At 58.9% G+C, this 15,982-nt stretch carries 12 protein-coding genes; all 12 read left to right on the top strand.

The genetic code is table 11. The features are described from left to right. The first annotated feature begins 25 nt into the window (after positions 1 to 25). The 12 genes from rseP (at position 26) to ACMGF7_RS12670 (ending at position 15,963) form a co-directional block, all read left to right on the top strand. Positions 26 to 1,381 carry a sigma E protease regulator RseP gene (gene rseP, locus ACMGF7_RS12615; RefSeq protein WP_420286758.1) on the top strand — a complete coding sequence of 452 codons (1,356 nt, stop codon included), beginning with the start codon at positions 26 to 28 and terminating at the stop codon, positions 1,379 to 1,381. A 35-nt stretch (positions 1,382 to 1,416) separates the two neighbouring features. Beyond that, positions 1,417 to 3,843, top strand: a complete 2,427-nt coding sequence (gene bamA, locus ACMGF7_RS12620) for an outer membrane protein assembly factor BamA (RefSeq protein ID WP_004931955.1) — start codon at positions 1,417 to 1,419, stop codon at positions 3,841 to 3,843. Positions 3,844 to 3,999: 156 nt separating this feature from the next. After that, positions 4,000 to 4,497, top strand: coding sequence for a molecular chaperone Skp (skp, locus tag ACMGF7_RS12625; RefSeq protein ID WP_004931958.1), 498 nt, complete (start codon positions 4,000 to 4,002; stop codon positions 4,495 to 4,497). Between the two features lie 3 nt (positions 4,498 to 4,500). Further along, complete coding sequence (lpxD, locus tag ACMGF7_RS12630) at positions 4,501 to 5,523, top strand: UDP-3-O-(3-hydroxymyristoyl)glucosamine N-acyltransferase (RefSeq protein WP_004931959.1); 1,023 nt, start codon at positions 4,501 to 4,503, stop codon at positions 5,521 to 5,523. Positions 5,524 to 5,683: 160 nt separating this feature from the next. Further along, positions 5,684 to 6,139, top strand: a complete 456-nt coding sequence (gene fabZ / locus ACMGF7_RS12635) for a 3-hydroxyacyl-ACP dehydratase FabZ (RefSeq protein ID WP_004931962.1) — start codon at positions 5,684 to 5,686, stop codon at positions 6,137 to 6,139. 3 nt (positions 6,140 to 6,142) lie between these two features. After that, positions 6,143 to 6,931, top strand: coding sequence for an acyl-ACP--UDP-N-acetylglucosamine O-acyltransferase (lpxA, locus tag ACMGF7_RS12640; RefSeq protein ID WP_406889109.1), 789 nt, complete (start codon positions 6,143 to 6,145; stop codon positions 6,929 to 6,931). A gap of 3 nt (positions 6,932 to 6,934) precedes the next feature. Next, the gene (lpxB, locus tag ACMGF7_RS12645; protein ID WP_028128317.1) at positions 6,935 to 8,083 is read left to right on the top strand and encodes a lipid-A-disaccharide synthase; all 1,149 of its coding nucleotides are present in this window, start codon (positions 6,935 to 6,937) and stop codon (positions 8,081 to 8,083) included. Then, positions 8,080 to 8,673 carry a ribonuclease HII gene (gene rnhB / locus ACMGF7_RS12650; protein ID WP_015378890.1) on the top strand — a complete coding sequence of 198 codons (594 nt, stop codon included), beginning with the start codon at positions 8,080 to 8,082 and terminating at the stop codon, positions 8,671 to 8,673. Before lpxB ends, rnhB begins: the two co-directional genes overlap by 4 nt. A gap of 77 nt (positions 8,674 to 8,750) precedes the next feature. Next, complete coding sequence (gene dnaE / locus ACMGF7_RS12655) at positions 8,751 to 12,239, top strand: DNA polymerase III subunit alpha (protein ID WP_004931970.1); 3,489 nt, start codon at positions 8,751 to 8,753, stop codon at positions 12,237 to 12,239. Between the two features lie 12 nt (positions 12,240 to 12,251). Next, positions 12,252 to 13,211, top strand: a complete 960-nt coding sequence (gene accA, locus ACMGF7_RS12660; RefSeq protein ID WP_004931972.1) for an acetyl-CoA carboxylase carboxyl transferase subunit alpha — start codon at positions 12,252 to 12,254, stop codon at positions 13,209 to 13,211. 110 nt (positions 13,212 to 13,321) lie between these two features. Further along, positions 13,322 to 15,466 carry a lysine decarboxylase LdcC gene (locus tag ACMGF7_RS12665; RefSeq protein WP_004931974.1) on the top strand — a complete coding sequence of 715 codons (2,145 nt, stop codon included), beginning with the start codon at positions 13,322 to 13,324 and terminating at the stop codon, positions 15,464 to 15,466. 107 nt (positions 15,467 to 15,573) lie between these two features. Further along, a complete protein-coding gene (locus ACMGF7_RS12670; protein ID WP_015378887.1) occupies positions 15,574 to 15,963 on the top strand; it encodes a VOC family protein in 390 nt (129 codons plus the stop codon). The last annotated feature ends 19 nt before the right edge of the window (positions 15,964 to 15,982 follow it).

A 15,982-nucleotide genomic window follows, 5' to 3' on the forward strand; every position in this document is an offset into this window, starting at 1 on the left:
CGTCGATGACGGAAAGTGAGGGATGATGGTCAGCGTGCTTTGGAACCTGGTGGCGTTTCTGATTGCGCTCGGTATCTTGATTACCGTGCATGAGTTCGGACACTTTTGGGTTGCCCGTCGTTGCGGCGTGCGCGTTGAACGCTTCTCCATCGGCTTCGGCCGGGCGCTGTGGCGCCGCACCGATCGCCAGGGCACCGAGTACGTTATCGCTCTGATCCCGCTCGGCGGCTACGTGAAGATGCTGGACGAGCGCGTGGAGTCGGTGGCGCCGGAGATGCGCCACCAGGCCTTCAACAATAAAACCGTCTGGCAGCGCGCGGCCATCATCAGCGCCGGCCCCATCGCCAACTTCCTGTTTGCTATCCTTGCCTATTGGCTGGTGTTCATCATCGGCGTGCCGAGTTTCCGCCCGGTGATCGGCGAAATCGCGCCGCAATCCATCGCCGCCAAGGCCGAAATTTCGGCTGGCATGGAACTAAAGTCGGTTGACGGCATCGAAACGCCTGATTGGGAGTCAGTTCGTCTGGCGCTGGTGGCGAAGATTGGCGATGCGCAAACCGAAGTCGGCGTCGCGCCGTTCGGTTCTTCGCAGGTGGTGACCAAAACCCTGGACTTGCGCCAGTGGAACTTTGAACCGGACAAGCAGGATCCCGTTGTCGCGCTGGGCATTATGCCGCGCGGCCCGCAGATCGAATCCGTGTTGGCGGAAGTGCAGCCTAACTCGGCGGCGCAAAAGGCGGGTTTACAAGCGGGGGACAGGATCGTTAAAGTCGATGGTCAGCCGTTGGGTCGTTGGCAGACGCTGGTGAAGCGTATCCACGATGGCCCGGGGCAACCGCTGGCTTTGGAGATTGAAAGAAACGGCGCCCCCTTGTCTTTGACGCTGATACCGGATACAAAGCCGGTGGGAAAAGACAAATCGGTGGGGTTTGCAGGCATCATTCCAAAAGTGCTGCCGCTGCCGGACGAGTATAAAACGATTCGCCAGTATGGACCGTTCCCGGCGCTGTATCAGGCCGGCGACAAGACCTGGCAGCTGATGCGGCTGACGGTCAACATGCTGGGCAAATTAATAACCGGTGATGTAAAGCTGAACAACCTGAGTGGCCCGATCTCGATTGCACAGGGAGCTGGGGCGTCAGCCGGAGTCGGGTTCGTGTATTATCTGATGTTCCTGGCGTTGATTAGCGTCAACCTGGGTATCATCAACCTGTTCCCATTACCGGTGTTAGATGGTGGGCATCTCCTCTTCCTGGCGATAGAAAAGCTGAAGGGTGGGCCGGTTTCCGAGCGAGTACAGGACTACAGCTACCGCATAGGTTCGATCGTGCTGGTGTTGTTGATGGGTCTTGCACTTTTCAATGATTTTTCCCGCCTCTAGGGGCGGGGATAGGTTAGGAAGAACGCATAACAACGATGGCGATGAAAAAGTTGCTCATAGCGTCGCTGCTGTTTGGCAGCGCCACCGTATACGGTGCAGACGGGTTCGTAGTGAAAGACATTCATTTCGAAGGCCTGCAGCGAGTCGCCGTCGGTGCGGCGTTACTCAACATGCCGGTTCGCGTCGGCGATACCGTCACTGACGATGACATCAGTAATACCATCCGTGCCTTGTTTGCCACCGGCAACTTCGAGGACGTGCGCGTGCTGCGCGATGGTAATACCTTGATCGTGCAGGTGAAGGAACGTCCTACCATCGCCAGCATCACTTTCTCCGGCAACAAGTCGGTGAAGGATGACATGCTCAAGCAGAACCTGGAAGCCTCCGGCGTCCGGGTGGGCGAGGCGCTCGACCGCACCACGATCTCCAGCATTGAAAAAGGGCTGGAAGACTTCTACTACAGCGTCGGTAAATACAGCGCCTCGGTGAAAGCCGTAGTCACGCCGTTGCCGCGCAACCGTGTCGACCTGAAGCTGGTGTTCACGGAAGGGGTCTCCGCCAAGATTCAACAAATCAACATCGTCGGCAACCATGCCTTCACCAACGACGAACTGATCTCACGCTTCCAACTGCGTGACGAAGTGCCATGGTGGAACCTGGTCGGCGATCGCAAATACCAGAAGCAAAAACTGGCGGGCGATCTCGAAACCCTGCGCAGCTTCTATCTGGATCGCGGCTATGCCCGCTTCAACATCGATTCTACCCAGGTGAGCCTGACGCCGGATAAAAAAGGCATCTACATCACCATCAACATCACCGAAGGCGAGCAGTACAAGCTTTCCGATGTTGTCGTGAACGGCAATCTGGCCGGCCACTCGGCGGAAGTCGCTCAGATCACCAAAATCGAGCCAGGCGAGCTGTACAACGGCAGCAAGGTGACCAAAATGGAAGACAACATCAAAACGATGTTGGGCCGTTATGGTTACGCCTACCCGCGCGTCGGCACTCAGCCTGAGATCAACGACGCGGATAAAACCGTCAAACTGCACGTCAACGTTGACGCGGGCAACCGCTTCTACGTGCGTCGCATCAAGTTCGAAGGCAACGATACCAGCAAGGATTCCGTACTGCGTCGCGAAATGCGCCAGATGGAAGGCGCCTGGCTCGGCAACGAGCAGGTCGAGCAGGGCAAAGAGCGTCTGAACCGTCTGGGCTACTTCGAAACGGTTGACGTGGAAACCCAGCGCGTGCCGGGCACCGCCGATCAGGTCGATGTGACCTACAAGGTGAAAGAACGCAACACCGGTACCTTCAACTTCGGCGTCGGTTACGGCACCGAGAGCGGCGTCAGCTTCCAGGCGGGCGTGCAGCAGGATAACTGGTTGGGTACCGGGTACTCGGTCGGCATCAGCGGCACCAAGAACGACTATCAGACCTATACCGAACTGTCGGTCACCAACCCGTACTTCACCGTTGACGGTGTGAGCCTGGGCGGCCGCATCTTCTACAACGACTTTAAGGCGGATGACGCGGATCTGTCGGACTATACCAACAAGAGTTACGGTATCGACGGCACGCTGGGCTTCCCGATCAACGAAAACAACTCGTTGCGCACCGGCCTGGGCTACGTCCACAACGGCCTGTCGAACATGCAGCCGCAGATCGCCATGTGGCGTTACCTCGACTCGATGGGCGTGGATGCGAACAAAACCGACCGCGCCAGCTACTCGACCGACGACTTTACGCTGAACCTGGGCTGGACCTACAACAACCTGGACCGCGGCTACTTCCCGACCTCGGGTAACCGCACCACGTTGAACGGCAAGGTCACCATTCCGGGCTCGGACAACGAATACTACAAGGTGACGCTGGACAGCGTACAATACGTGCCGATTAACGACGATCGCACCTGGGTGCTGTTGGGCCGTGGCCGTCTGGGTTATGCGGATGGGTTGGGCGGCAAGGAAATGCCGTTCTACGAGAACTTCTACGCCGGTGGTTCGAGCACCGTGCGCGGCTTCCAGTCCAACACCATTGGTCCGAAGGCGGTGTACTACAACTCCAACTCGTACCAGTGTCAGTTCAACGCCGGCAGCACGACCTCGCGTCAGAGCATCTGTAGCTCGGATGACGCGGTGGGCGGTAACGCCATGGCGGTCGCCAGCCTGGAGCTGATCACCCCGACGCCGTTCATCAGCGAGAAATACGCCAACTCGGTGCGGACCTCGCTGTTCATCGATGCCGGTACCGTGTGGGATACCAAGTGGAAGAATACCGACGAAACGCTGATGTACGGCGTGCCGGACTACAGCAAGGCCAGCAATATTCGTTCTTCCGCCGGTATCGCGCTGCAGTGGATGTCGCCATTGGGGCCATTGGTGTTCTCTTACGCCAACCCGATCAAGAAATACGAAGGCGACAAGTCCGAACAGTTCCAGTTTAACATCGGTAAGACCTGGTAACGGGTCTCGCCTCTGGGCATAACAGTTATTAAGAATCGCAATGGCCAGGCGCCCGCCGGCAGAGGGAGATGATTCTCATTGTTTGGTGGGACAAGTCTGGCAAATTGTGTACTTCAGTGTCATATGACACAAATGGGTGATGGTAAGGAGTTTATAGTGAAAAAGTGGTTGTGTGCCGCAGGCCTCGGTTTAGCAATGGCTGCTTCAGCTGGCGTTCAGGCAGCAGATAAGATCGCTGTCGTTAACGTCTCCAGCATTTTCCAACAGCTGCCGGCCCGTGAAGCGGTCGCTAAACAGCTGGAAAACGAGTTTAAAGGCCGTGCAAGCGAACTCCAGAACATGGAGCGTAGCCTGCAGACCAAAATGCAACGTCTGCAGCGTGACGGCGCTACCATGAAAGCCAGCGACCGCAGCAAGTTGGAAAAAGACGTGATGGCGCAACGCGAGCAGTTCTCTCAGAAAGCCCAGGCTTTCGAGCAGGACAACCGCCGTCGCCAGATGGAAGAACGTAACAAGATCCTGAGCCGTATTCAGGACGCGGTGAAATCTGTCGCCAGCAAAGGCGGTTATGACGTGGTGATCGACGCCAACGCCGTTGCCTATGCAGACTCTTCCAAAGATATCACTGCTGACGTGCTGAAACAGGTTAAATAACACATGCTTTCAATTCGACTGGCTGATTTAGCGCAGCAGTTGGATGCACAATTGCACGGTGATGGCGATCTCGTCATCACCGGCATTGCTTCTATGCATTCGGCACAGCCTGGCCAAATCACGTTTTTGTCAAACAGCCGCTATCAAGAGCAGCTGTCTTCCTGCCAGGCAAGCGCCGTGGTGCTTACCGAAGCGGATTTACCACACTGCCGTGCTGCGGCGCTGGTGGTTAAAAACCCTTATCTGACCTACGCGCGCATGGCGCAACTGATGGACACTACGCCGGCACCAGCACAGGATATCGCGCCAAGCGCGGTGATCTCGCCTGAAGCGCAGCTGGGGCAGAACGTCGCCATTGGGGCGAACGCGGTGATTGAGTCGGGTGCGGTGCTTGGCGATAACGTGGTTATCGGCCCGGGCTGCTTCATCGGCAAACACGCACGCATCGGCGCGGGAACGCGTCTGTGGGCGAATGTCACGATTTATCATGCGGTTGAAATCGGCCAGCGCTGCCTGATCCAGTCCGGCACCGTGATCGGCGCGGACGGTTTCGGCTATGCGAACGAGCGCGGCGAGTGGATCAAAATCCCTCAGTTGGGCACGGTGATTATCGGCGATCGCGTCGAAATCGGCGCTTGCACCACCATTGACCGCGGCGCTTTGGATAACACCCAAATCGGGAATGGTGTTATCATCGACAACCAATGCCAGATTGCACATAACGTCGTGATTGGCGACAATACCGCCGTCGCCGGCGGTGTGATCATGGCCGGCAGCCTGAAAATCGGCCGCTACTGCCAGATCGGCGGTGCCAGCGTGATCAACGGTCACATGGAGATTGCCGACAAGGTTGTTGTTACCGGAATGGGAATGGTTATGCGACCAATCACCGAACCTGGGGTATACTCTTCGGGCATTCCGTTGCAGCCTAACAAGGTTTGGCGTAAAACCGCTGCGTTGGTGATGAATATCGATGAGATCAGCAAACGCTTGAAAGCTGTCGAACGTAAAGTCGGAAAAGACTAATCATTGCCGCCCGCCCTGGCGGGTACAAAACGAAACGCGTTGGTCGTGAGACCAAAAGCGCAAAGAGATGTTAATTTGCGGCCTGCATGATGATCTCCTTTTGGGGTCAGCGCAGGCCGTGTTGTTGATGCCATCAGTTTTTAGAGACAGGAAGAGTATTTTGACTACTGACACTCATACTCTGGATATTGCAGAAATTTTGGATCTGCTTCCTCACCGTTACCCGTTCTTGCTGGTCGACCGCGTCCTCGAGTTTGAAGAGCACAAATATCTGCGTGCGGTGAAGAACGTATCGGTGAATGAACCGTTTTTCCAGGGCCATTTCCCTGGCAAACCGATTTTCCCAGGCGTATTGATCCTGGAAGCCATGGCGCAGGCCACCGGTATCCTGGCGTTTAAAAGCGTCGGCAAACTGGAGCCGGGCGAGCTGTATTACTTCGCCGGTATCGACGAAGCACGTTTCAAGCGCCCTGTGGTGCCAGGCGATCAGATGGTCATGGAAGTCACCTTCGAGAAAACTCGCCGCGGTCTGACTCGCTTCAAAGGCGTGGCGACCGTTGACGGTAAAATTGTCTGCGAAGCAACCATGATGTGTGCCCGCAGCCGGGAGGCTTAATCCGTGATTGACCAAACCGCCTTTATCCATCCTAGCGCGATAGTCGAAGAAGGCGCCGTGATCGGCGCCAACGTGCATATCGGCCCATTCTGCTACGTCGGCTCCCAGGTGGAAATCGGCGCCGGCACGGTGCTGAAATCCCACGTGGTGGTGAACGGCATTACCAAGATTGGCTGCGATAATCAGATTTATCAGTTCGCCTCTATCGGCGAAGTGAATCAGGATCTGAAATATGCGGGCGAACCGACGCGCGTTGAAGTGGGCGATCGCAACCGCATCCGCGAAAGCGTGACCATTCATCGCGGCACCGCGCAGGGTACCGGCCTGACTAAAGTGGGCAACGACAACCTGCTGATGGTCAACGTGCACGTCGCCCACGATTGCGTGGTCGGCAATGCTTGCGTGCTGGCCAACAACGCCACGCTGGCGGGGCATGTGGAAATCGACGATCACGCCATCATCGGCGGCATGACGGCGATCCACCAGTTCTGCATTATCGGCGCGCATGTGATGGTAGGCGGTTGTTCCGGTGTCGCTCAGGACGTGCCTCCTTTCGTCATCGCTCAGGGCAACCACGCTACGCCGTTCGGCGTCAACGCGGTCGGCCTGAAGCGCCGCGGTTTTGACAAGGATGAACTGCAGGCAATCCGCAACGCCTACAAAATCCTGTATCGCAGCGAGAAAACGCTGGATGAAGCGAAAGCGGAAATCGAAGCCCTGGCCAAAGAACAGCCGGTGGTGCAGCAATACCTCGATTTCTTCACCCGTTCCACCCGTGGCATCATTCGCTGAGTTATGTCGAATCGTCCATTGACTATCGGACTGGTCGCCGGAGAAACCTCCGGTGACATTCTCGGCGCCGGCTTGATCCGTGCGCTCAAGGCGCAGATCCCCGACGCGCGTTTCGTAGGCGTCGCCGGCCCGTTGATGCAGGCCGAAGGCTGCGAAGCCTGGTACGAAATGGAAGAACTGGCGGTCATGGGCGTGGTGGAAGTGCTCGAGCGTTTGCCACGCCTGTTGAAGATCCGCAAGGATCTTACCCGCCGCTTCGGTGAGCTGCGGCCGGACGTGTTTGTCGGCATCGACGCGCCGGACTTCAACATCACGCTGGAAGGCCGCCTCAAGCAGCGTGGTATCCGCACCATCCACTACGTCAGCCCTTCCGTGTGGGCCTGGCGGCAAAAGCGCGTTTTCAAAATAGGCAAAGCCACCGATTTGGTGCTGGCCTTTCTCCCTTTCGAAAAAGCGTTTTACGATCGTTTCAACGTGCCTTGCCGGTTTATTGGCCACACCATGGCGGACGCCATGCCGTTGCAGCCCGACCGGCTGGCGGCGCGCGCTCAGCTTGGCATCGCTCCGCAGGCGCGCTGTCTGGCCTTGCTGCCGGGCAGCCGCGGCGCCGAAGTCGAGATGCTGAGCGCCGACTTCCTCAAAACCGCGCAGCTGCTGCGCACTCGTTATCCCGAGCTGGAAGTGGTGGTGCCGCTGGTCAACGCCAAACGGCGCGAGCAGTTTGAGCGCATCAAGGCCGAGGTTGCGCCGGATTTGACCGTACACCTGCTGAATGGGCAGGGGCGCGAAGCGATGATCGCCAGCGACGCGGCGCTGCTGGCATCCGGTACGGCGGCGCTGGAGTGCATGCTGGCCAAGTGCCCGATGGTGGTGGGCTATCGCATGAAGCCGTTCACTTTCTGGCTGGCGCAGAAGCTGGTGAAAACGCCTTACGTTTCGCTGCCGAATCTGCTGGCGGGGCGGGAGATCGTCACCGAGCTGTTGCAGCATGACTGCGTGCCGGACAAACTGGCCGCCGCCGTGATGCCGCTGCTGGAAGAGAGCCCGGAAACCGACGCGTTGAAACACACTTTCCTTACCTTGCACCAAAGCATCCGTTGCGGTGCGGACGAACAGGCCGCTCAGGCTGTGTTGGAGCTGGCGAAAGCATGATTGAACCCTTTATCTATCCCGCTGCCACGCTGATTGCCGGTGTGGACGAAGTGGGCCGCGGCCCGTTGGTCGGCGCGGTGGTCACCGCCGCCGTGATCCTCGATCCGGCGCAGCCGATCGTCGGTCTGGCGGACTCCAAGAAACTCAGTGAAAAACGCCGCCTGGCGCTGTATGACGAAATCGTCGCCAAGGCGCTCTCCTGGAGCCTGGGGCGCGCCGAACCGGCGGAAATCGACCAACTGAACATTTTGCACGCCACCATGTTGGCGATGCAGCGCGCGGTGGCCGGGTTGCATATCGCGCCGGACATGGTTTTAATCGACGGTAACCGTTGCCCGAGCTTGCCGATGCGTTCGCAGGCGGTGGTGAAGGGCGACAGCCGCGTGGCGGAGATCAGCGCGGCGTCCATTCTGGCGAAGGTCACGCGCGATCGCGAAATGGCCGAGCTGGACAGCGAGTACCCGGACTACGGTTTCGCGCAGCATAAAGGCTACCCGACCGCCTTCCACCTGGAGCGGCTGGCCGCGCTGGGCGCCACCGAGCATCATCGCCGCAGTTTCGCGCCGGTGAAAAGAGCGCTGGCGCTGTAGTCTGCGAGCCTGACCGGCTCGACGATAGCATTAACCCGGGCTCAGCCTGCTGAGCCCCTTCAATCAGGTATCTGGAGATGGCCGAACCTCGTTTTATTCACCTGCGCGTCCACAGTGACTACTCCATGATTGATGGATTGGCCAAGACGGCGCCGCTGGTGAAAAGAGCCGCCGCGTTAGCCATGCCTGCACTGGCAATCACCGATTTCACCAACCTGTGCGGGCTGGTGAAATTCTACGGCAGCGCGCACGGCGCCGGGATCAAACCGATCATCGGCGCGGATTTCCATGTGCAAAGCGAAGAGCTGGGCGATGAACTGGCTCAGTTGACGGTGCTGGCCAGCAACAACGAAGGCTACCAGAACCTGACGCTGCTGATTTCCCGCGCCTATCAGCGCGGCTACGGCGCCGCCGGCCCGACTATCGATCGCGACTGGCTGATTGAACATCGCGAAGGGCTGATCCTGCTCTCCGGTGCGCGTCAGGGCGACGTCGGCAAGTTTCTGCTGCGCGGCAACCAGGCGCAGGTGGATCAGTGTCTTGATTTCTACCAGCAGCATTTCCCGGACTGTTACTATCTGGAACTGATCCGCACCGGCCGTCAGGACGAAGAGAACTACCTGCATGCGGCGGTGGCGCTGGCCACTGAGCGCGGCTTGCCGGTGGTGGCCACCAACGACGTGCGCTTCCTGGTGGAAGATGACTTCGACGCCCATGAGATCCGCGTCGCCATTCACGACGGCTTTACGCTGGACGACCCCAAGCGGCCGCGCAACTACAGCCCGCAACAATACATGCGCAGCGAAGACGAGATGTGCGAGCTGTTCGCCGACATCCCGGAAGCGCTGCTGAACAGCGTCGAAATCGCCAAGCGCTGCAACGTCACCATTCGCCTCGGCGAATACTTCCTGCCGCAGTTCCCGACCGGCGATATGAGCACCGAGGACTTCCTGGTGCTCAAATCGAAAGAGGGGCTGGAAGAGCGTCTGGAGTTCCTGTTCCCCGATCCTGAAGTGCGCGCGCAGCGCCGCCCGGAATATGACGAGCGTCTGGACGTAGAGCTGAAGGTGATCAACCAGATGGGCTTCCCCGGCTACTTCCTGATCGTGATGGAGTTTATCCAGTGGTCGAAGGACAACAACGTGCCGGTGGGCCCGGGGCGCGGCTCCGGCGCCGGTTCGCTGGTGGCCTATGCGTTGAAAATCACCGACCTCGATCCGCTGGAGTTCGATCTGCTGTTCGAACGCTTCCTGAACCCGGAACGTGTCTCAATGCCCGACTTTGACGTCGACTTCTGCATGGAGAAGCGTGACCAGGTGATCGAGCACGTGGCGGAGATGTACGGCCGCGAAGCGGTATCGCAGATCATCACCTTCGGCACCATGGCGGCGAAAGCGGTTATCCGCGACGTGGGCCGCGTGCTGGGGCACCCGTACGGCTTCGTCGATCGCATCTCCAAGCTGGTGCCGCCGGATCCGGGCATGACGCTGGAGAAAGCCTTCGCCGCCGAACCGCAGCTGCCGGAAATTTACGAGGCCGACGAAGAGGTCAAGGCGCTGATCGACATGGCGCGCAAGCTGGAAGGGGTGACGCGCAACGCCGGTAAACACGCCGGGGGCGTGGTGATCGCGCCGACCAAGATCACCGACTTCGCGCCGCTGTACTGCGATGCCGAAGGGAACCATCCGGTGACCCAGTTCGACAAGAACGACGTGGAATACGCCGGGCTGGTGAAGTTCGACTTCCTCGGTCTGCGCACCCTGACCATCATTGACTGGGCGCTGGAGATGATCAACGCCCGGCGCGCCAAGACCGGGCTGGAACCGATCGACATCGCCGCCATTCCGCTCGACGACAAGAAAAGTTTCGACATGCTGCAGCGCTCGGAAACCACGGCGGTGTTCCAGCTTGAATCGCGCGGTATGAAAGATTTGATCAAACGTCTGAAGCCCGACTGCTTCGAAGACATGATCGCACTGGTGGCGCTGTTCCGTCCGGGGCCGCTGCAGTCGGGCATGGTGGATAACTTCATTGACCGCAAACACGGCCGTGAAGAGATCTCCTACCCGGACATTCAGTGGCAGCACGAGTCGCTCAAGCCGGTGCTGGAGCCGACCTACGGCATCATCCTGTATCAGGAACAGGTGATGCAGATTGCCCAGGTGCTGGCCGGCTATACGCTGGGCGGCGCGGACATGCTGCGCCGTGCGATGGGTAAAAAGAACCCGGTCGAAATGGCCAAGCAGCGCGGCGGCTTTGAAGACGGCGCCAAAGCGCGCGGCATCGACGGCGAACTGTCGGTGAAAATCTTCGACCTGGTGGAGAAATTCGCCGGTTATGGCTTCAACAAATCGCACTCCGCCGCCTATGCGCTGGTGTCGTACCAGACGCTGTGGCTGAAGGCCCACTACCCGGCCGAGTTTATGGCGGCGGTGATGACCGCCGATATGGACAACACCGACAAAGTGGTGGGGTTGGTGGACGAATGCTGGCGCATGGGGCTGAAGATCCTGCCGCCGGACATCAACAGCGGCCTGTATCACTTCCACGTCAACGACGACGGCGAGATCGTGTACGGCATCGGCGCCATCAAGGGCGTAGGGGAAGGGCCAATCGAGGCGATTATCGAGGCGCGCAACAGCGGCGAACAAGGTTATTTCAAAGACCTGTTCGATCTCTGCGCGCGCTCCGACATCAAGAAACTGAACCGCCGCATTCTGGAAAAACTGATCATGTCCGGGGCGTTCGATCGCCTTGGGCCGCATCGCGCCGCGCTGATGAATTCGCTCGGCGACGCGTTGAAAGCGGCGGATCAGCATGCGAAAGCCGAAGCTATCGGCCAGGTGGATATGTTTGGCGTGCTGGCGGAAGCGCCGGAGCAGGTAGAGCAATCCTACGCCAATATCGCGCCCTGGCCGGAGCAGGTGGTGCTGGACGGTGAACGGGAGACGCTGGGGCTGTACCTGACCGGCCACCCGATCACCCAGTACCTGAAGGAGATCGAACGTTACGCCGGTGGCCAGCGTTTGAAAGACATGCACCCGACGGATCGGGGCAAAATGACTACCGCCGTCGGGTTGGTGGTCGCCGCGCGGGTGATGGTGACCAAGCGCGGCAACCGCATCGGCATCTGCACGCTGGATGACCGTTCGGGCCGTCTGGAAGTGATGTTATTCACCGAAGCGTTAGAAAAATACCAGCATTTGTTGGAAAAAGACCGTATCCTTATCGCCAGTGGACAGGTCAGCTTTGATGACTTTAGCGGCGGGCTTAAAATGATGGCCCGCGAGGTAATGGACATCAGTGAAGCCCGGGAAAAATACGCTCGCGGGCTTGCTATCTCGCTGACTGACAGGCAAATTGATGACCAGCTTTTGAACCGTCTCCGTCAGTCGTTGGAACCCCATCGATCGGGGACGATTCCAGTGCATCTCTACTATCAACGGGAAGATGCGCGAGCCAAGCTGCGTTTTGGCGCAACCTGGCGCGTGACGCCCACCGACCGCTTGTTGATCGACTTGCGGACGTTGGTAGGCAATGAGCAGGTGGACTTGGAATTTGACTAAAATAGGAATGCTATGAGTCTGAATTTTCTTGATTTTGAACAGCCGATTGCAGAGCTGGAAGCGAAAATTGACTCGCTGACTGCAGTCAGCCGTCAAGACGAAAAATTAGATATTAATCTGGACGAAGAGGTTCAGCGCCTGCGTGAAAAGAGCGTTGAGCTGACGCGCAAGATTTTTGCCGATCTTGGGGCCTGGCAGATTGCCCAATTGGCACGCCACCCGCGCCGTCCTTATACCCTGGATTATATCAAACACATCTTTACCGACTTCGAAGAGTTGGCGGGCGATCGCGCTTACGCTGACGACAAAGCGATCGTCGGGGGGATTGCGCGCCTGGATGGCCGCCCGGTGATGATCATCGGGCACCAGAAAGGCCGTGAAACCAAAGAGAAGATCCGCCGCAACTTCGGCATGCCGGCGCCGGAAGGCTACCGCAAGGCGCTGCGCCTGATGGAAATGGCCGCACGCTTCAAGATGCCGATCATCACCTTTATTGATACCCCGGGCGCTTATCCGGGCGTGGGCGCGGAAGAACGCGGCCAGTCGGAAGCTATCGCGCGCAACCTGCGTGAGATGTCGCGTCTGAACGTGCCGGTCATCTGCACCGTCATCGGCGAAGGTGGCTCCGGCGGCGCGCTGGCAATCGGCGTGGGCGACAAGGTGAACATGCTGCAGTACAGCACCTACTCGGTGATTTCGCCGGAAGGCTGTGCTTCCATCCTGTGGAAGAGCGCCGATAAGGCCCCGCTGGCGGCAGAAGCGATGGGCATCACCGCACCGCGTCTGAAAGAGCTGAAGCTGATCGACTCGGTGATCCCGGAGCCGCTGGGTTCCGCGCACCGCGACGTGCCGGCGATGGCCGCCGCGCTGAAAGCGCAGCTGCTGGCCGATCTGAAAGATCTGGATGGTCTGAACGACGAAGAGTTGCTCAACCGCCGTTACCAGCGTCTGATGAACTACGGCTACTGCTGAGTTCTGTGCTTCGCTGCAAGAAACCGCCTCCGGGCGGTTTTTTTTGGCTACACACCGCCGGATTTTCGTGGTGTTATAGAGACTTGGCCGTTAACTGACAGGAGCTGCCGATGAATATCATCGCCATCATGGGCCCGACGGGCGTCTACTACAAAGATGAGCCGATTCGCGAGCTCCACGCTGCGCTGGCCGCCATGGGATTCCAGCTGGTGTACCCCAAAAACAGCGGTGACCTGCTGAAGCTGATCGAAGCCAACGCCCGCATCTGCGGAGTGATCTTCGACTGGGACGACTACAGCCTGGAGCTGTGCAGCGAGATCAACGAGCTGAACGAATACCTGCCGCTGTACGCCTTTATCAATACCCACTCCACCTTCGACGTCAGCCTGCATGAAATGCGCATGGTGCTCTATTTCTTCGAGTACGGCCTGAATGCGGCGGACGACATCGCGCAGCGCATCCAGCAGTACACCGCGGAATACATCGACACCATTACGCCGCCGCTGACCAAGGCGCTGTTCAACTATGTGCGCGAAGGCAAGTACACCTTCTGCACGCCGGGCCACATGGCCGGCACCGCGTTTCAAAAAAGCCCGGTGGGCTGCCTGTTCTATGACTTCTTCGGCGCCAATACCCTGAAGGCCGACATCTCGATTTCGGTCACCGAGCTCGGTTCGCTGCTGGATCACACCGGGCCGCACCTGGAGGCCGAAGAGTATATCGCGCGCACCTTCAACGCCGAGCAGAGCTATCTGGTCACCAACGGCACCTCCACCGCCAACAAGATCGTCGGCATGTATTCGGCGCCAGCGGGCAGCACGGTACTGATCGACCGCAACTGCCACAAATCGCTGTGCCACCTGCTGATGATGAGCGATATCGTGCCGATCTATCTGCGCCCGCTGCGCAACGCCTACGGCATCCTCGGCGGGATCCCGCAGCGCGAATTCACGCGTGAGAGCATCGCCGCCCGGGTGCAGGCGACGCCGAACGCCACCTGGCCGGTGCATGCGGTGATCACCAACTCCACCTATGACGGCCTGCTGTACAACACCGACTACATTAAGCAGACGCTGGAGGTGCCGTCGATCCACTTCGACTCCGCCTGGGTGCCTTACACCAACTTCCATCCGATTTACGACGGCAAGAGCGGCATGAGCGGCGAGCGGGTGCCCGGCAAGGTTTTCTACGAAACCCAATCTACCCACAAGCTGCTGGCCGCCTTCTCGCAGGCCTCGATGATTCATATCAAGGGCGACTACGATGAGAGCACCTTCAACGAAGCCTACATGATGCACACCACCACTTCGCCGCACTACGGCATCGTGGCGTCGATGGAGACCGCCGCCGCCATGCTGCGCGGCAACCCGGGGCGCCGTTTGATCAACCGTTCGGTGGAACGCGCGCTGCATTTTCGCCGTGAAGTGCAGCGGCTGCGCGAGGAAAGCGACAGCTGGTTCTTCGATATCTGGCAGCCGGAAGAGATCGATGAGGCGCAGTGCTGGCCGCTGGATCCGGACGATAACTGGCACGGTTTCGGCCAGACCGATCGCGATCATATGTACCTCGATCCGATCAAGGTGACGATCCTGACACCGGGCATGAATGAGCTGGGCGCGCTGGAAGAAGAGGGGATCCCGGCGGCGCTGGTGGCGAAGTACCTCGACGAACGCGGCATCGTGGTGGAGAAGACCGGGCCGTACAACCTGCTGTTCCTGTTCAGTATCGGCATCGATAAAACCAAGGCGATGAGCCTGCTGCGCGGCCTGACCGACTTCAAGCGCGCCTACGATCTCAACCTGCGGGTGAAGAACATGCTGCCGGATCTGTACGCCGAAGATCCGGATTTCTATCGCCATATGCGCATCCAGGATCTGGCCGCCGGCATTCATCGCCTGATCCGCCAACACGATCTGCCAGGCCTGATGCAGCGGGCGTTCGACGTGCTGCCGGAAATGAAGCTGACGCCGCACCAGATGTTCCAGGAGCAGGTGCGCGGCAATGTCGAAACCTGCGAGCTGGATCAGTTGGTGGGCAAGGTGGCGGCCAATATGATCCTGCCTTATCCGCCGGGCGTGCCGTTGGTGATGCCGGGGGAAATGATCACCGAAGAGAGCCGTGCGGTGCTCGATTTCCTGCTGATGCTATGCTCGATCGGTGAGCGCTATCCCGGTTTTGAAACCGATATCCACGGCGCCAAACTGACGGAAGACGGGTGCTATCTGGTGAAGGTGCTGAAAGCCCCGCAGCCATAAGGCCATAACGCGCCCGGCGGTTTGGCAAGATAAGCCGGGCTTTTTCATTGACGGCATCGCCGCCGCCGGATACCGTGCCCCATCAGAATGAACAGGAGAGGGTTTCTATGCTGGCATTACGTCAGGTGCATCACATCGCGATCATTGGCGCGGACTACGCCGCCAGCAAGCGTTTTTACTGCGACATTCTCGGGTTTACCCTGCTGAGCGAAGTCTACCGTGAGGAGCGCGGCTCCTGGAAAGCGGATCTTGCGCTCAACGGGCAATACACCATCGAGCTGTTTTCTTTCCCCTCGCCGCCGGCTCGCGTCAGCCGCCCGGAGGCCTGCGGCCTGCGCCATCTGGCGTTCAGCGTCGACGACATCGATCAGGCTATCGCTCATCTGCAGGCGGCCGGCGTTGCCTGCGAACCGGTGCGTGTCGATCCCTACACCCAATCCCGCTTTACCTTTTTCAGCGATCCCGATGGTTTACCGTTAGAATTATACGAGAGTTAACGGCTTAATCGCCCCCCGG

This window comes from Serratia sp. BNK-17, assembly GCF_048684935.1.
GTDB lineage: Bacteria > Pseudomonadota > Gammaproteobacteria > Enterobacterales > Enterobacteriaceae > Serratia > Serratia nematodiphila.